The organism is Bradyrhizobium sp. BR2003 (genome assembly GCF_009720285.1).
GTDB classification, from domain to species: Bacteria; Pseudomonadota; Alphaproteobacteria; order Rhizobiales; family Xanthobacteraceae; genus Bradyrhizobium; species Bradyrhizobium elkanii.
In genome coordinates this window covers 60,058-76,358 of record NZ_SMYJ01000034.1, presented here as the reverse complement: position 1 = coordinate 76,358, position 16,301 = coordinate 60,058, and the positions used below count along the sequence as shown (strand labels likewise).

At 63.8% G+C, this 16,301-nt stretch carries 14 protein-coding genes; 7 read left to right on the top strand and 7 right to left on the bottom strand.

Annotation, left to right across the window (positions count from 1 at the left end):
* Positions 1-12: 12 nt before the first annotated feature.
* Positions 13-939: a response regulator transcription factor gene (locus tag E2I15_RS28835; protein ID WP_137476283.1), complete on the bottom strand. Its 927-nt coding sequence runs from the start codon at positions 937-939 to the stop codon at positions 13-15.
* Entirely contained in the window at positions 929-4,297 is a 3,369-nt protein-coding gene (locus E2I15_RS28830) for a hybrid sensor histidine kinase/response regulator (protein WP_137476282.1), read from the bottom strand. Before E2I15_RS28830 ends, E2I15_RS28835 begins: the two co-directional genes overlap by 11 nt.
* Before the next feature lie 168 nt (positions 4,298-4,465).
* Between E2I15_RS28830 and urtA the strand changes: the two genes are divergently transcribed.
* From urtA to E2I15_RS28795, 7 genes are all read left to right on the top strand, one after another.
* Positions 4,466-5,728 carry an urea ABC transporter substrate-binding protein gene (gene urtA, locus E2I15_RS28825; protein ID WP_069278810.1) on the top strand — a complete coding sequence of 421 codons (1,263 nt, stop codon included), beginning with the start codon at positions 4,466-4,468 and terminating at the stop codon, positions 5,726-5,728.
* 167 nt (positions 5,729-5,895) lie between these two features.
* Positions 5,896-6,822: an urea ABC transporter permease subunit UrtB gene (urtB, locus tag E2I15_RS28820; protein ID WP_026192568.1), complete on the top strand. Its 927-nt coding sequence runs from the start codon at positions 5,896-5,898 to the stop codon at positions 6,820-6,822.
* 17 nt (positions 6,823-6,839) lie between these two features.
* Positions 6,840-7,976, top strand: a complete 1,137-nt coding sequence (gene urtC / locus E2I15_RS28815) for an urea ABC transporter permease subunit UrtC (RefSeq protein WP_016845694.1) — start codon at positions 6,840-6,842, stop codon at positions 7,974-7,976.
* Positions 7,977-7,988: 12 nt separating this feature from the next.
* Positions 7,989-8,744: an urea ABC transporter ATP-binding protein UrtD gene (gene urtD / locus E2I15_RS28810; protein ID WP_137476281.1), complete on the top strand. Its 756-nt coding sequence runs from the start codon at positions 7,989-7,991 to the stop codon at positions 8,742-8,744.
* A 94-nt stretch (positions 8,745-8,838) separates the two neighbouring features.
* On the top strand, positions 8,839-9,528 hold the full coding sequence (gene urtE / locus E2I15_RS28805; RefSeq protein ID WP_137476280.1) for an urea ABC transporter ATP-binding subunit UrtE: 690 nt from the start codon (positions 8,839-8,841) through the stop codon (positions 9,526-9,528).
* A gap of 87 nt (positions 9,529-9,615) precedes the next feature.
* Positions 9,616-10,845: a formamidase gene (gene fmdA / locus E2I15_RS28800; protein WP_137476279.1), complete on the top strand. Its 1,230-nt coding sequence runs from the start codon at positions 9,616-9,618 to the stop codon at positions 10,843-10,845.
* Positions 10,846-10,943: 98 nt separating this feature from the next.
* A complete protein-coding gene (locus E2I15_RS28795) occupies positions 10,944-11,291 on the top strand; it encodes an FmdB family zinc ribbon protein (RefSeq protein WP_137476278.1) in 348 nt (115 codons plus the stop codon).
* Positions 11,292-11,409: 118 nt separating this feature from the next.
* Here E2I15_RS28795 and E2I15_RS28790 read toward each other — a convergent pair whose 3' ends face one another.
* From E2I15_RS28790 to E2I15_RS28770, 5 genes are all read right to left on the bottom strand, one after another.
* Complete coding sequence (locus E2I15_RS28790; RefSeq protein ID WP_155262452.1) at positions 11,410-12,195, bottom strand: ABC transporter ATP-binding protein; 786 nt, start codon at positions 12,193-12,195, stop codon at positions 11,410-11,412.
* Complete coding sequence (locus tag E2I15_RS28785) at positions 12,192-12,965, bottom strand: ABC transporter permease (protein ID WP_018270830.1); 774 nt, start codon at positions 12,963-12,965, stop codon at positions 12,192-12,194. The genes E2I15_RS28790 and E2I15_RS28785 overlap by 4 nt, the downstream gene beginning before the upstream one ends.
* A 78-nt stretch (positions 12,966-13,043) precedes the next feature.
* Complete coding sequence (locus E2I15_RS28780) at positions 13,044-13,988, bottom strand: ABC transporter substrate-binding protein (RefSeq protein ID WP_026192569.1); 945 nt, start codon at positions 13,986-13,988, stop codon at positions 13,044-13,046.
* A 134-nt stretch (positions 13,989-14,122) separates the two neighbouring features.
* Positions 14,123-14,866, bottom strand: a complete 744-nt coding sequence (gene hutC, locus E2I15_RS28775) for a histidine utilization transcriptional repressor HutC (protein WP_137476276.1) — start codon at positions 14,864-14,866, stop codon at positions 14,123-14,125.
* Positions 14,863-16,221: a formimidoylglutamate deiminase gene (locus E2I15_RS28770; protein WP_137476275.1), complete on the bottom strand. Its 1,359-nt coding sequence runs from the start codon at positions 16,219-16,221 to the stop codon at positions 14,863-14,865. Before E2I15_RS28770 ends, hutC begins: the two co-directional genes overlap by 4 nt.
* Positions 16,222-16,301: the final 80 nt, after the last annotated feature.

Here is a 16,301-nt window from a genome sequence, read left to right as displayed (position 1 = left end):
GCGTGCGTTCGATCAAGACTTGCGATGCCTTGCGTTGACCGCGATCGCGGCGGCGGCGGTGCGGTTCTCGACGCCGAGCTTGGCGTAGATCTGCTCGAGGTGCTTGTCGACGGTGCGCGGGCTGAGGCCGAGGATCTGCGCGATGTCGCGGTTGGTCTTGCCCTTGGAGAGCCAGGACAGCACCTCGCCCTCGCGGGTGGTCAGGCCGAGCTCGCTGGAGAACTCGGCCGGCAAGTCGCCGCTGGTGTCCTTCGCAAGCCGCAATAGGAATTCATTGGGCCCGAGCTTGCCCATATATTGCAGCCGAAGCTGCTCGTTGCCGGGGAATGACGCCACGGTCGCTGTCTTCTTTCCTGTGCCGCCCTTCTGCGCCTGCTCGAGCCATTGCGGCATCGGATCCGGCAGCGCGAAATTGTCGGCGGCGTCGGCGAGCGTATCCGACAGCAGTCGCTGTGCCTGCGGCGTCGCCCACAACAGCGCGCCGGCGCTGTTCACGGCGAGCAGATAGCGGCCGGAGACGTCGAGCGCCGCGCGGGCACTCTGCGTCATCCGCGCATTGGCGAGATGGACCCGGATGCGCGCCAGCATCTCCTCGACCACGATCGGCTTGGTCACATAATCGACGCCGCCGGCCTCCAGCCCGCGCACGATATGCTCGGTTTCGGCGAGGCCCGTCATGAAGATGATCGGCACGCCGTCGAGCCCTGCGTCGCGCTTCAGCCGCCGGCAGGTCTCGAAACCGTCCATGCCGGGCATCACGGCATCGAGCAGCACGATATCGGGCGTGATCTGGTCGACGATGCGCATCGCCGAGGCGCCGTCGAGCGCCACCATCACGGTCATGCCGGCGCCGTCGAGCGCGTCGGTCAGCAGGCGCAACGTCTCGGGCGAGTCGTCGACGACGAGCGCAACGTCGCGCTTCTTCTGTTCAATGGTCATAGCTGTGCAATGTCTTCAACGTCGCCATATATTGATCGAGATCGAACCGGTCGATCAGCGTGCGCATCTGGCTGACGAAATCGGCATGTTCGGGACACTCATTGCCGATCTCGTCGAGCTTGAGCTGAATCGCCCTGACATAGCCGAGCTGGCCGAGGCTGATCAGCTCTTCGACATATTTCACCGGCGGCCGCGAACCACTCTCGGGCTTCCATTGCGGAGGCGGGGCCGGCTCGGCTTCATACTGCCACTCGATCTTGAGCAATTGGCGGATGGTCTCGAGCAGCCGCGGAATGTCGATCGGCTTCATCAGGTAGCCGTCGTGGAACGGTTGCGCCAGCGGCGCGCCATGGGCCTCCAGCGCGCTGGCCGAGATCATCAGGATGCGTGCCTGGTGATGGCCTTCGGAGCGCAAGGTTTCGGCGACCGTCCAGCCGTCCATGCCAGCCATCGAGATATCGAGCAGGAACAGGTCCGGCCGGCAATGCTGCGCGAGGGCAAGACAGCCTGGCCCGTCCGGCGCGCTGAGCAGGATGAAGCCGAGCGGCGTCAGGATCTCGCGCAACAGGTCGCGGTGGGTCGGGTCGTCGTCGGTGATCAGGATGGTCTTGCGCGGACCGTGATAGCCGTACACGGGAGCATCGACCGGCGCATCGCGGCGTGGATTGGTGACCTCCGACAGCAGCAGCTTGACGCGGAACGTGCTGCCGGTGCCGACCGTGCTCAAAACCTTGATGTCGCCGCCCATCACACCCGCGAGCAGGCGGCTGATGGTGAGCCCGAGTCCGGTGCCGGTCTGCGGCTGGGTGACGCCAAGCGCGCCACGCTCGAACGGGGCGAAGATCCGTTCGAGATCGTCGGGCTGGATGCCCGGTCCGGTATCGATCACCTCGAACTCTGCGACCGGGCTGCGGTAATGCACCACGAACTGCACCTGGCCGGATTGCGTGAACTTGATCGCATTCGACAGCAGGTTGATCAGGATCTGCCGCAGCCGCTTCTCGTCGGCATAGACCACGACCGGCAGCACAGCCGGCCGTTTGAACACGAAGTCGATGCCCTTGGCTGCCGCCTGCAGGCGGAACATGCCGACCAGCTGCTCGAGGAAATCGTTCAGCCGAACCTCGTCGCGCGACAGGTAGAGACGGCCGGCCTCGATCTTGGAGATATCGAGGATGCCGTCGATCAGGCCCGAGAGATGATCGGCGCTGCGGCGGACCACGCGCACCTGCTCGCGCGGCCGCACCTGCAGGCTGTCGTCCTGCTCCAATAGCTGCGCGTAGCCGGAGATCGCATTCAGCGGCGAACGAAGTTCGTGACTGAGGCCCACGACGTACCGGCTCTTGGCGAGATTGGCTGACTCCGCGACCTCCTTGGCGCGCTGCAGTTCGGCATCGGTGCGCTTGTGGGCGTCGATTTCCTGGATCAGCAGCGTGGTCTGCCGGCGTGTTTCCGCTTCCGCGGCGCGCCGGCTCTGTTGCGCCAGCACGAACAGCCAGGCGACGACGCCGATGATGAGGGTCAGCGCAAAGAACACCTTCCAGAGCACGTCGGCCAATAATTCGTTGGCATGCACGCCCGCCGTAGTCTGCAGGTAGATCAGGCCGAGCACCAACGCCACGAGGCCGGCGGAGACCGCGAACACGCCGAGATAATGCCCGAGCTGCGAGTTGATGCGGGCATAGATCGGCTGCGGCATCACTTTGCCCAACGCATCCGACACCTGCGCACCGATCCGGCCATGCGGCTTGCAGAGGTCATGGCAGCGTGCGTCGAGCGAGCAGCACAGCGAGCAGATCGGGCCGGCATAGGCGGGGCAGGAAGCCATGTCCTCGGGCTCGAACGCATGCTCGCAGATACAGCACTGGATCGACTCGATGTTCTGCCAGCTCCGCTTCGGCTTGCGGGCGATGTAGTACTTGCCGTCGGTGGCCCAGGCGATCAGGGGAGCCGTGACGAATGCGACCGCAAGCGCCACGAAGGCTGACAGCGCCTTCGCGGTCGGGCCGAACAGGCCGTAGAACGCGCTGATCGAGACCACGGTCGCGATCGTCATCGCGCCGACGCCGACCGGATTGATATCGCAGAGATGAGCGCGCTTGAACTCGATGTGCTGCGGCCGCAAGCCGAGCGGCTTGTTGATGACGAGATCGGCCACCAGCGCGCCGACCCACGCGATCGCGACGTTGGAGTAGAGCGCGAGCGTCTGCTCCAGCGCCTTGTAGACGCCGATCTCCATCAGCAGCAGCGCGACGACGACGTTGAACACCAGCCACACCACGCGGCCGGGATGCGAGTGGGTGAGGCGGGAGAAGAAATTCGACCAAGCGATCGAGCCGGCATAGGCGTTGGTGACGTTGATCTTGACCTGCGACAGGATCACGAACGTCCCGGTCAGCGCCATCGCCAGATCCGGCTGCGACAGCACATAGCGGAACGCCTCGAGGTACATGTTGGCGGGCTCCGCCGCGTGCTCGGCCGAGACGCCGTGGCTGAGCGCGAAGAAGGCGAGGAACGAGCCGGCCAGCAGCTTGAGCGCGCCGAGCACGATCCAGCCCGGACCGGCGCTCAGCAGCGCGATCCACCAGGCCTTACGCGAGGTGCGGCGGTCGCGCGGCAGAAAGCGCAGGAAGTCGACCTGCTCGCCGATTTGCGCCACCAGCGCGAATACCACGGAGGCTGCGGTGCCGAACAGCAGCAGATCGAGATTCCCTGCGGGATCGCCGTGATCGCCGGCGAATTTGCGCCATTCGGTGAACGAATGCGGATTGGCCCAGGCGATCGCCGCGAACGGCATGATGTGCAGGATGATCCACAGCGGCTGGGTCCAGAGCTGGAAGCGGCTGATCAGCGTGATGCCGTAGATGACAAGCGGAATGATCACGACCGCGCTGATCAAATAGCCGACCGGCCGCGGGATGCCGAAGCACATGTCGAGCGCGCTGGCGAGGATCACCGCCTCGATCGCGAAGAAGATGAAGGTGAAGGAGGCGTAGATCAGCGAGGTGATGGTCGAGCCGATATAGCCGAAGCCGGCGCCGCGGGTGAGCAGATCGATGTCGATACCGCTTTTCGCGGCATGGTAGGCGATCGGCAGTCCGCAGAGGAAGATGATGACGCTGACGACCAGGATCGCGGCGGAGGCATTCATTGCGCCGTAGTTCAGCGTAATGGTGCCGCCGATCGCCTCCAGCGCAAGGAACGAGATCGCCCCGAGCGCGGTGTTGGCAACCCGGGCGGCTGACCAGCGCCGCGCGCTCTTGGCGGTGAAGCGCAGCGCGTAGTCTTCCAGCGTCTGGTTGGCGACCCATTGATTGTATTGGCGCCTGACGCGGTCTATCCGCTGCCGCCCTGCCACTCGTTTGAACTCCTGGTCCACGATGCGCTGATCGCGGGCAAATCCCGTACCAAAAACCTACGTCGCTATTTTGCGGTGCAGTATACGCGATCTCACGTATCAGTGCGCTGCACAAAAGTGAGCAATCCTAGCCTCATCAATAAGCGTTCTCGAACCAATGGGGTGCTCATGTCAGACGATACAAAACCAGGACTGCCGTCTCCGCTCCGCCGCAAGCTCTTGATGGGAATGGCCGCTTTGCCGGCCATGTCGATGCTGGGCCGTCCGGCATTTGCCGACGTTCCTGCAACCTCTGCGGTCAACACCACCGGTCTTGCAGTCACTGATAGCGAAGTCACGGTCGGCATCCTGCATTCCGTGACCGGCACCATGGCGATCTCCGAGACCGGGTCGGTCGAGGCCGAGAAGCTCGCGATCGAGCAGATCAACGCCGCCGGCGGCGTGCTCGGCCGCAAGATCAAGTTCATCCAGGAGGACGGCGCCAGCGACTGGCCGACCTTCGCGGAAAAGGCCAAGAAACTGCTGGTCAACGACAAATGCGCGGCCGTGATGGGCTGCTGGACCTCGGCCTCGCGCAAGGCGGTGCTGCCGGTGTTCGAGCAGTACAACGGCATGCTGTACTACCCGACGTTCTATGAAGGCCTCGAGCAGTCCAAGAACGTCATCTACACCGGCCAGGAGGCGACGCAGCAGATCATCGCCGGCCTCGACTGGGTCAACAAAACCAAGGGCGCCAAGAGCTTCTACCTGCTCGGCTCGGACTACATCTGGCCGCGCACCTCGAACAAGATCGCGCGCAAGCACATCGAGAACCATCTGCAAGGCTGCAAGGTGGTCGGCGAGGAATACTTCCCGCTCGGCTCGACCCAGTTCAACTCGGTCATCAACAAGATCAAGCTGACCAAGCCGGACGTGATCTACGCGATCATCGTCGGCGGCTCGAACGTCGCATTCTACAAGCAGCTGAAAGCGGCCGGCATCGACCTGTCCAAGCAGACGCTGCTCACGATCTCGGTCACCGAGGACGAGATCGACGGTATCGGCGGCGAGAACATCGCCGGCGCCTATGCCTGCATGAAGTACTTCCAGTCGCTCGACAATCCGAACAACAAGGCTTTCGTGCCCGCCTTCAAGAAAATGTGGGGCGAGAAGACCGTGATCGGCGACGTCACGCAGGCTGCCTATCTCGGTCCGTGGCTGTGGAAGTTGACGGTGGAGAAGGCCGGCTCCTTCGACATCGACAAGGTGGCGGCGGCGTCGCCCGGCGTCGAGTTCAAGGGCGCGCCGGAAGGTTACGTCCGGATCCACGAGAACCATCACCTCTGGTCGAAGACCCGCGTCGGGCGCGCCAAGGCCGACGGCCAATACGAGCTGATCTACGAGACCGCCGATCTCGTCGAGCCGGATCCGTTCCCCAAGGGCTACCAGTGAGCCAGTAGCCCGCATGAGCGGAGCGATATGCGGGATCGCACCGGGTATCGCTGCCGCTCACCCGGGCTACGGAGCTTCCAATGTATCGTGGCGTGGACGTCACCGTCCACGCCACGGAACCAGCGTCGCTTGACCGGCGGCGCGTGCCCCTTGGACTGGAGGACATCATGTTCGGCGACTATTCGATCAGCGATCTCGGCGCCATCCTTGCGATGCAGGGATTTGCCGGGCTCATCCTGTTCTCCGTCTACGTGCTGATGGCGCTCGGGCTTGCCATCATCTTCGGCCAGATGGGCGTCATCAACATGGCCCATGGCGAGTTCATGATCCTGGGGGCCTACGTCACCTGGATGACGTCGAACGCCGTGCAGCACGTCGCGCCCTGGCTGTTCCCCGGCTACTTCTTCATCGCAATGATCCTGGCGTTCATCGCCTCCGGCGCGCTCGGCATGCTGGTCGAGTGGGCGCTGATACGCCATCTCTACAAGCGTCCGCTCGACACGCTGCTGGCGACCTGGGGTCTCAGCCTGATCCTGCAACAGGCCTATCGCTCGATCTTCGGCGCGCGCGAGGTCGGCGTCGAACTGCCGGAATGGATGATGGGCTCCTGGCAGGCGACCGACTCCATTCAGATCCCGATCAACGGCATGTTCGTGATGGGATTGACCATCCTGATCACGATCGCGGTCGCCTATGTGCTGTTCTGGTCAAGCTGGGGCAAGCAGGTGCGCGCCGTGGTGCAGAACCGCGTGATGGCGGGCGCCGTCGGCATCAATACCGAGAAGGTCGATCGTTACACCTTTGGCCTCGGCTGCGGCATCGCCGGCATCGCGGGCTCGGCCTTCACCATGATCGGCTCGACCGGACCGACCGCCGGCCAGCTCTACATCGTCGACACCTTCCTGGTCGTCGTGTTTGGCGGCGCCGCTTCGCTGTTCGGCACCATCGCCTCCGCCTTCTCGATCTCGCAGACCCAATCGACGCTGGAATTCTTCCTGTCGGGATCGATGGCCAAGGTGATCACGCTGCTGACGATCGTCGCGATCCTGATGGTGCGTCCTCAGGGGCTCTTCGCGCTCAAGGTCCGCAAATAAGAACAAGCAGGCTGGTCATGATCATCAACTCGCGCTTTTTCAATCGCTCCGAACTGCTCGGCTTCCTTGCGCTCGCGGTGCTGCTGTTTCTCGTCCTGCCGCTGTCGCTCGATATCTTCCGCCTCAACCTGGTCGCCAAATATTTGACCTATGCCTTCGTCGGGATCGGCCTCGTGCTGTGCTGGGGCTATGGCGGCATCCTGAGCCTGGGGCAGGGCGTGTTCTTCGGCCTCGGCGGCTACTGCATGGCGATGTACCTCAAGCTCGAGGCGTCTTCGGTCGCGAACACCAAGATCCAGTCGACGCCGGGCATCCCCGATTTCATGGATTGGAACCAGCTCACCTCGCTGCCCTTCTTCTGGAAGCCGTTCCACAGCTTCCCGGTAGCGCTGATCGCGATCATCCTGGTGCCGGCGATCTTCTCCTTCATCATCGGCGCTGCGATGTTCAAGCGCCGGGTCGGCGGCGTCTACTTTGCGATCATCACCCAGGCGATCGCGGCGATCATGACCATCCTGATCGTGGGCCAGCAGGGCTACACCGGCGGCATCAACGGGATCACCGACCTGCGAACGCTGCATGGCTGGGATATCCGAACCGATCACGCCAAGTACATCCTCTATTTCGTGGAGGTGGTATTGTTGTTCGGCTGCATCTGCGCCGCGCAGTTCATCCGCCTGACAAAACTCGGGCGCATCCTGGTGGCGATGAGAGAGCAGGAGGATCGCGTGCGTTTCTCCGGTTACAGCGTCGCCAACTTCAAGATCTTCGCGTTCTGCGCCGCGGCCGTGTTCGCTGCGATCGGCGGCGCCATGTTCACACTCGAGGTCGGCTTCATGTCGCCGTCCTTCGTCGGCATCGTGCCGTCGATCGAGATGGTGATCTACACCGCAGTCGGCGGCCGGATGTCGATCTTCGGCGCAGTCTGGGGCGCGCTGCTGGTCAACTTCGCCAAGACCAGTCTCTCGGAGTCCTTCCCGCAGCTCTGGCTGTTCGGCCTCGGCGCGCTGTTCATCGCGGTCGTGCTCGCGTTCCCGAACGGCCTCTCCGGCATCTGGGCGGACCACGTCCAGCCGCGCATCGATCGCCTGTTGGCATCGCGCAAATCGAAATCGGCGGCTGGCCTGATCGCCGACGGCGCACCGGCCGAGTGAGGAGGGATCATCATGCTCGTCGGCCATCAGCCCAAGGACTTCCTGCTCGCGGTCTCCGGTCTCACCGTGTCCTTTGACGGCTTCAAGGCCGTCAACGATCTCTCCTTCTATGTCGAGGAGAACGAGATCCGCGTCATCATCGGCCCAAACGGCGCCGGCAAGACCACGGTGCTCGACCTGATCTGCGGCAAGACAAGGGCGACGTCAGGCTCGATCCAGTTCCGCGGCCAGGAGCTGACCAGGTTGCGCGAGAACGAGATCGTGCAGGCCGGGGTGGGACGCAAGTTCCAGACGCCGTCGGTGTTCGAGGATCTCACCGTGTTCGAGAACCTCGAGATCTCCTTCCCGCGCGGCCGCACCGTGTTCGGCTCGCTCACCTTTCAGCGCGACGACACGGTCAGGCAGCGGGTCGAGGAGGTCGCCAAGATGATCTTCCTGAAGGACAAGCTCAACACCTATGCCGACCAGCTGAGCCACGGCCAGAAGCAGTGGCTCGAGATCGGCATGCTGCTGATCCAGGATCCGGACCTCTTGATGCTCGACGAACCGGTCGCCGGCATGAGCGTCTCCGAGCGCGCCAAGACGGCCGAGCTGCTCAACCGCATCATCAAGGATCGTTCGGTCCTGGTGATCGAGCACGACATGAAGTTTGTCGAGGACATCGCGCACAAGGTCACGGTGCTGCACCAGGGACAGATCCTGTCCGAGGGAACGATGGAGCACGTCAAGAACGATCCGAAGGTCATTGAAGTCTATTTGGGGCATTGACGCATGCTTACGACAGATCGAACCGCGAACTCTCGGTTCACCTCTCCCCGCCGGGGAGAGGTGAAGAGAAGCTTCCCTCTGTAGGAGACCGTCGATGCTGGCAATCAATGATCTTCACGTTGCCTATGGCCAGAGCGAGGTGCTGCATGGCCTCAACGTCTCGGTCGCGCCCAACGAGATCGTCGCGATCATGGGCCGCAACGGCATGGGCAAGACGACGCTGATGAAATCGCTGATGGGTATCCTGCCGGCCAAGAGCGGCAAGGTGACCATGGACGGCACCGAGCTCGGTACGATGAAGAGCTATGAGCGGGTGGCGAAGGGGCTCGCCTACGTCCCTCAAGGCCGCATGATCTTCTCCACCATGACGGTGAAGGAGAACATCGAGACCGGGCTCGTGGTGTCAGGCGGTTCCGAGGTGCCCGGCGACATCTACGAATTGTTCCCGGTGCTGCTCGAGATGAAGGGCCGCCGCGGCGGCAATCTCTCGGGCGGACAACAGCAGCAGCTCGCGATCGCCCGCGCGCTGGCGACCAAGCCCAAGGTGCTGCTGCTTGACGAGCCGACCGAAGGAATCCAGCCGTCGATCATCAAGGACATGGCGCGCACATTGAAGCGGATCCGCGATGAGCGGGGATTGTCGATCGTCGTCTCCGAACAGGTTCTCAGCTTCGCGCTCGACATCGCCGACCGCGTCCTCGTCATCGAGAACGGCGAGATCGTCCGCGACGATCCGCGCGCCAGCGTCGATGCCGCACAGATCTCGAAATATTTGTCCGTCTAACAGAGCGTGATCCGGAAGAGCATGAAGCGGTTTTCCGACAAGATCACGCTCAAACTTTCAACTGTGTAACCCAAGGGGAGCATCTCGATGCCAGATACACTGATCAAGGTCGATCTCAGCAAGTCGGCCTATGAAAACGACAAGATCCACAACCGCTGGCATCCGGAGGTTCCGATCGTCGAGTGGGTCAGCCCCGGCGACGACTTCATCATCGAGACCGTCGACTGGACCGGCGGCTTCATCAAGAACAACGATTCCGCCGACGATGTGCGCGACATCGATCTGTCGATCGTGCATTTCCTGTCCGGTCCGATCGGCGTCAAGGGCGCCGAGCCCGGCGATCTCCTCGTCGTCGACCTGCTCGACGTCGGTCCGTTGAAGGAAAGCCTGTGGGGCTTCAACGGCTTCTTCTCCAAGCAGAACGGCGGCGGCTTCCTCACCGACCACTTCCCGCTGGCGCAGAAGTCGATCTGGGACATCAAGGGCCTCTACACCTCATCGCGCCACGTCCCCGGCGTGAACTTCGCGGGCCTGATCCATCCCGGCCTGATCGGCTGTCTGCCCGATGCCAAGATGCTGGCAGCGTGGAATGCGCGCGAAGCCGAGCTGATCGCGACCAACCCGACCCGCGTGCCGGGCCTCGCCAATCCGCCGTTCGCGCCGACCGCGCATGCCGGCCAGGCAAAGGGGGACGTCAAGGCCAAGATCGGCCTCGAGGGCGCCCGCACGGTGCCGCCGCGCGAGCATGGCGGCAATTGCGACATCAAGGATCTGTCGCGCGGCTCGAAGATCTACTTCCCGGTCTATGTGCCGGGCGGCGGGCTGTCGATGGGCGATCTGCATTTCAGCCAGGGCGACGGCGAGATCACCTTCTGCGGCGCCATCGAAATGGCCGGCTGGCTGCACATCAAGGTCGATCTCATCAAGGACGGCGTCTCGAAATACGGCATCAAGAATCCCGTGTTCAAGCCGTCCCCGATCACGCCGAACTACAAGGACTATCTGATCTTCGAGGGCATCTCGGTCGACGAGGCCGGCAAGCAGCATTATCTCGACGTCCACATCGCCTATCGCCAGGCCTGCCTGAACGCGATCGAATATCTGAAGAAGTTCGGCTACTCCGGCGCCCAAGCCTATTCGATCCTCGGCACCGCGCCGTGCCAGGGCCACATCTCCGGCGTGGTCGACGTGCCGAATGCCTGCGCCACGTTGTGGCTACCGACGGAGATCTTCGACTTCGACGTCATGCCGTCGTCGGCGGGACCGATCAAGCACATCAAGGGTGACGTGCAGATGCCGATCTCGCCCGACAAATGATCCTCTGAGTGATCCCTGCGCGAAGGGTGCGGGACGGCTGCGTATTGGCCGCCCCGCATCCATCGCCGGGCTTCACACGACTGCGCAAGGATACGAAAATGCCGATCTACGAATATCTCTGCAACGACTGCGGCCCGTTCACCGACATGCGGCCGATGTCGGAATGCGACCTGCCGCAGGATTGCCCGCAATGCGAGGCGACGTCGCCGCGCGTGATCCTCACTGCGCCGGCGTTCTTCTGCATGCCCTCGGACAAGCGCAAGGCGCACGCCACCAACGAGCAGAGCCGGCATGCGCCGAAGACGCTCGATCAATACAAGGCGGCGCACGGCCCGGGCTGCGGCTGCTGCTCCACCGGAAAGAAGAAGCCGGCACGGCTGATGACCAAGACCAAGAGCGGCGCCAAGGGCTTTCCGACCGCGCGGCCCTGGATGATCAGCCACTAGAAGCGTTTTCGAGCGAAGTGGATACCGGTTCGCGTTAAGAAAACGCGTCAAGACAAGAGTCTGGGGCCCCGTTCCGATTCAATCGGAACGGGAAAGGCTCTAGAAGCGTGGCTGATCATCAGGCCTGTTCGGCGACTTTCAGGGCCTCGGTGCGGATCTCTTCCACGAGCCGTTCCTTCAGCACGACGAATTCGGGCGTGGTCTTGATCTTGTAGGAGCGGGGATGCGGCAGATCGACCGTGATCTCGGCCTTGATGCGGCCGGGCCGGGCGCTCATGACGATGACGCGGCTGCCGAGGAAGATCGCTTCCTCGATGTCGTGCGTGACGAACAGCACCGTCTTCTGGTCGCGCTCCCAGATCCCGAGCAGCATCTCCTGCATCAATGCCCGCGTCTGGTTGTCGAGCGCACCGAACGGCTCGTCGAGCAGCAGGATTTTCGGATCGTTGGCCAGCGCGCGGGCGATCGCCGTGCGCTGCTGCATGCCTCCCGACAGCTGCTTGGGCCAGTGGTTCTCGAAACCGGATAGCCCGACCCGGCGGATGAAGGCATTGGCGATGTCGTGGCGCTCCGCTTGCGACACGCCGCGCTCGCGCAGGCCGAAGGCGATGTTCTCGCGGACCGTCAGCCATGGGAACAGGGTGTAGGACTGAAACACCATGCCGCGGTCGGCGCCGGGGCCCGTGACCTCGCGCCCGTCGAGCGTAACGCGCCCGCTGGTCGGCCGGTCGAGCCCGGCGATGATCCGGAGCAGGGTGGATTTTCCGCAGCCGGAGGGGCCGAGAATGGTGACGAAGTCGTTGTCGCCGACATCGAGCGTGGTCGGCTCGAGCGCTCTCGTCGGCGCGTTGCCGGCACGGGCGGGGAAGGTTCGCGAGACCTGATCGATCCTGAGCGCGGTCATGCGAGCTTCCACGGGAACAGCCAAGCGTTGAAGGCCTTGAACAGGAAGTCGGAGATCAGGCCGATCAGCCCGATCACGATGATGCCGAAGATGATCTGGCCGGTGTTGAGCAGCGCCTGGCTGTCGGTGATCATGTGCCCGATGCCCGATGACGAGCCGATCAGTTCGGCCACGATGACGTAGGTCCAGGCCCAGCCCAGCACCAGCCTGAGGATTTCAGCAATCTCGGGCGCGGCGGAGGGCAGCAGCACCCGGCGGATGATGCCGCGGTCGCGGGCGCCGAGCGTGTAGGCGGCCTCCACCAGATCGCGCCGTGTGGCACCGACGGTGACCGCGACCATCAGGATGATCTGAAACACCGCGCCGATGAAGATCACCAGCAGCTTCTGCAACTCGCCGATGCCGGCCCACAGGATCAACAGCGGGATGAAGGCCGACGCCGGCAGATAGCGCGCAAAGGACACAAACGGCTCGAGAAAGGCCTCGATTGGCTTGTAGGCCCCCATCAGCACGCCGAGCGGCACCGCGATGACGGCAGCAAGCACAAACCCGCCGATCACGCGCCAGATCGTCATCCCGATGTCGAACAGAAAGCCTTGCTTGGCGAGCAGCTCATAGCCTTCCTGCACCATGGTGAGCGGGTTGGCGAGGAAAGTCTTCGACACGTGGCCGCCGAACGTGGCCCAGGACCAGAGGGCGACGAACAGCACGAAGAAGGCGAGGCCATAGGCCACGCGCTGCTTCGATGTCGTGGGCTCGAGAGGACGCATCAATTGATCCAGGCGTATCTCATGCTCCGGTCCCGTCCGCTGCGTCGCGAGGCGGCACCGGCAGAAATGGTTGCTGCGTTACTTGATGAAGCTGGCGTCGTAGATGTCTTCGACCTTCGGCGCGGCCTTGATGATGCCGACCTCGAGCAGGAGCTCGGCAGCGTCCTTGTTGAAGGTGAGGAAGTCGCCGGCGAAGAATTTCTGGTTGGCGGCCTTGTCCTGCCAGCGCAGGTACTTTGCCGAGTTGCCGAACTGCTCGCCGCTCTGCTTCACGTCGGCGCCCATGATCTCGTAGGACTTGGCCTGATCCTTGGCGATCATGTCGAGCGCCTCGAAATAGCTGTCGGCCAGCGCCTGCGCCGCCTTCGGATTGTCGGTCAGGAATTTCGGCGTGCAGCCGAAGGTATCCATCACGATCGGGTAGTCGAGCGTGGTCGCGATGATCTTGCCCTTGTCGGGAGCGGCGCGCACGGTCGACAGATAGGGCTCGTAGGTCATCGCGGCATCGTTCTGGCCGGAGACGAAAGCCTGCGCCGCGGCGGCGGGCTCCAGATTCACCACCGTGACGTCCTTCACCGAGAGGCCGTTCTTCTTCAGCATCCAGGCCAGCGCGAAGTAGGGCGAGGTGCCCGGCGCCGATGCCGCGACGGTCTTGCCCTTCAAGTCCTTGATCGCGGCGACGTCGTTGCGCACGGCCATGCCGTCGGCGCCATAGCTCTTGTCGAGCTGGAAGATCTGCTTGGTCGCGACGCCGTTGGCATTCCAGGAGATCCACGTCTCGACCGTCGTCGCCGCGCACTGGATGTCGCCCGAGGCGATCGCGAGATGCCGGTCCTTCTGCGGGATCTTCTTCAAGGTTACGTCGAGGCCGTTCTTCTTGAAGATTCCGGCTTCCTTGGCGAGCGTCAGCGGCGCGAATCCGGTCCATCCGGAGATGCCGACGCCGACCTTGACGTCATCCGCTGACGCGGCGGTGGACGCGAGCAGCACTGCGATTGCGGAAAATAGCTTGAAAGAACGCATGATTGTCGACCTCTTGAACGATGGATTGAACCCGGTTGATGTCTTCACGTCAGTCGCGGCGGATTGCCGCACGAAGCATGTCGGCGGATGATGGCCCATGATGCATTGCATGAAATATGCCGCGCAAGGCGTCCTCAGCCTCCCTTGAAGCGGGCGACCAGGCGATGCGTCTCGCCTGGGTAATGCAACCGCACCGCCGTCACCGTGCGCGCGCTGCGCCAAGTGTAGCGGTCGATCACGAGGCAGGGCGCGCCGACCGCGATGTCGAGCGCCTCGGCCGTGCGATCGTCGGCGACGACGGCACTGATCGTATGCTCGGCTTCGGTCCACGGCACATGATGCAGCAACCACGAGCCGGGCGGCTCGCGCGCGAAGTCCGCGTTGGCAGCCTCCGGAACCGTGGAGAGATCGATCAGCCTGTCCTCGACGGCGAACGGCACATTGTCGGCGCTGTGCCGGCAGGCGATCGCGACCACCTTGCCGGCCTTGTCCATGCCGAGCCGGGCCCGATCGGCCGATGTTGCGGTACGGCGCCGGCAATCAATCAGCTGATAGCCATAGCTGCGGCCGAGCGCGGTGATCTCGGCGCGGATGTCGGCGATCTTGAGCACCGCCGACAGATGCTGTGGACGGCGCACGAAGGTGCCGGCACGGCGCCGCCGCTCGATCAAATCGGCCTGCGCCAGCTCCGACAACGCCTTGTTCACCGTCATGCGCGAGCAGCGGTAGCGCGCCATCAATTGGTGCTCGAACGGGATGCGATGCCCGGGCGGCCATTCGCCGGTCAGGATCCGGGTCTCTATGTCGAGCCGGATGCGCTTGTAGAGCGTCGGCTTGCCGGCTGCATTCGGCTTGGCCTGGTCGGAGGCGAGGCTCATGCGACGAGCCTCCGCACGCTGGCATTGAACTGCTCGCGCGCCTTGTCGCGCAACCGGTGCCGTCCGCCCGCGACGACCCTGTCGCCGCCGGCCCAGACGCAATCGATCGCGTCGCTGCCGGTTGCAAACAGCCAGCCGTCGAGAACCGCATCGCCCGACCGTCCCGCGAGGGACGGGTGCGCGGTGTCGAGAGACACGATGTCGGCGCGCGCACCGGGCGCGAGCCCGGCCTTGGTCTGTGCCAGAGCTTGCGCACCGCCCGCGAGCGCGTGATCGAACAGGGCGCGGCCGGTGGATGCGCCGGGACGCCCCGAAAACACGTTGCGCTCGCGGTGCTTCAGCCGCTGGCCGTATTCGAGCTGACGCAGCTCGTCGGCGACCCCGACCAGCACATTGGAATCGGTTCCGATGCCGAACCGGCCGCCCGCCGCGAGGAATTCGCGCGCGGAAAAGATGCCGTCGCCGAGACTTGCTTCGGTGACGGGGCAAAGGCCGGCAACCGCGCCGCTGCGGGCGAGCGCTGTGACTTCCTGCTCCGTCATGTGGGTCGCGTGAATCAGGCACCAGCGTTGATCGACGGGCGCATGTTCGAGCAGCCATTGCACCGGCCGCTGTCCCGACCAGGCGAGGCAATCCTCGACCTCGCGCACCTGTTCGGCGGCGTGGATGTGGATCGGGTCCGCCCCGGCAAGTAGGATGATCGCCGCCAGCTCATCCGGCGCCACGGCGCGCAGGCTATGCGGAGCGATGCCGATATTGGCGCCAGGTAGGTCTCGGATTGCCTCACGCGAGGCAGTCATCAGCGTGGCAAACTGATCGACCGAGCAAATGAAGCGGCGCTGCCCGGCATGCGGTGCAGCGGCGCCGAACGTGCTGTGGGCGTAGAAACTTGGCAGCAGCGTGAGTCCGATGCCGGAGGCGTTGGCGGCCTCTGCGATGCGCACGGCCATCTCGGCGGCATTGGCGTAGGGCGCGCCGTCCCGATCATGATGCAGATAGTGGAACTCGCCGACGCGGGTAAAGCCCCGCTCGAGCATCTCGACGTAGAGCAGGATTGCGACGGCGACGACGTCGTCCGGCGTCATGGTCAGCGCGAAGCGATACATCGTCTCGCGCCAGGTCCAGAACGTATCGGTCGTGTCGCCGCGCAGTTCGGCAAGGCCGGCCATGCCGCGCTGAAAGGCGTGGCTGTGCAGGCTCGCCAATCCCGGAACCGCCAGTTGGTGACGTTCGTCGCCGGCGGCAGGCGCGACGCCCACCGTCACCGACGCGATCGCGCCATCGGAAACGACGACCTGCACGTCATTGGCCCAGCCCGAAGGCAGCAGCGCGAATGCGAAATGCAGTCGTGTCATTTTTCCACGCCGGCTGGACAGAACCCAGACACGATTATATGTCTAGACATATAAGTCAAGCATCCCACATCGAGGGGACG

What these genes read in the sequence shown, in the direction of transcription:
- urtE (WP_137476280.1), top strand. Translation starts at nt 8,839, where the DNA reads ATGCTGGCAATCAATGATCTTCACGTTGCCTATGGCCAGAGCGAGGTG.
- E2I15_RS28785 (WP_018270830.1), bottom strand. Translation starts at nt 12,965, where the DNA reads ATGCGTCCTCTCGAGCCCACGACATCGAAGCAGCGCGTGGCCTATGGC.
- E2I15_RS28780 (WP_026192569.1), bottom strand. Translation starts at nt 13,988, where the DNA reads ATGCGTTCTTTCAAGCTATTTTCCGCAATCGCAGTGCTGCTCGCGTCC.
- urtC (WP_016845694.1), top strand. Translation starts at nt 6,840, where the DNA reads ATGATCATCAACTCGCGCTTTTTCAATCGCTCCGAACTGCTCGGCTTC.
- urtA (WP_069278810.1), top strand. Translation starts at nt 4,466, where the DNA reads ATGTCAGACGATACAAAACCAGGACTGCCGTCTCCGCTCCGCCGCAAG.
- urtB (WP_026192568.1), top strand. Translation starts at nt 5,896, where the DNA reads ATGTTCGGCGACTATTCGATCAGCGATCTCGGCGCCATCCTTGCGATG.
- hutC (WP_137476276.1), bottom strand. Translation starts at nt 14,866, where the DNA reads ATGAGCCTCGCCTCCGACCAGGCCAAGCCGAATGCAGCCGGCAAGCCG.
- E2I15_RS28795 (WP_137476278.1), top strand. Translation starts at nt 10,944, where the DNA reads ATGCCGATCTACGAATATCTCTGCAACGACTGCGGCCCGTTCACCGAC.
- fmdA (WP_137476279.1), top strand. Translation starts at nt 9,616, where the DNA reads ATGCCAGATACACTGATCAAGGTCGATCTCAGCAAGTCGGCCTATGAA.
- E2I15_RS28835 (WP_137476283.1), bottom strand. Translation starts at nt 939, where the DNA reads ATGACCATTGAACAGAAGAAGCGCGACGTTGCGCTCGTCGTCGACGAC.
- urtD (WP_137476281.1), top strand. Translation starts at nt 7,989, where the DNA reads ATGCTCGTCGGCCATCAGCCCAAGGACTTCCTGCTCGCGGTCTCCGGT.
- E2I15_RS28770 (WP_137476275.1), bottom strand. Translation starts at nt 16,221, where the DNA reads ATGACACGACTGCATTTCGCATTCGCGCTGCTGCCTTCGGGCTGGGCC.
- E2I15_RS28790 (WP_155262452.1), bottom strand. Translation starts at nt 12,195, where the DNA reads ATGACCGCGCTCAGGATCGATCAGGTCTCGCGAACCTTCCCCGCCCGT.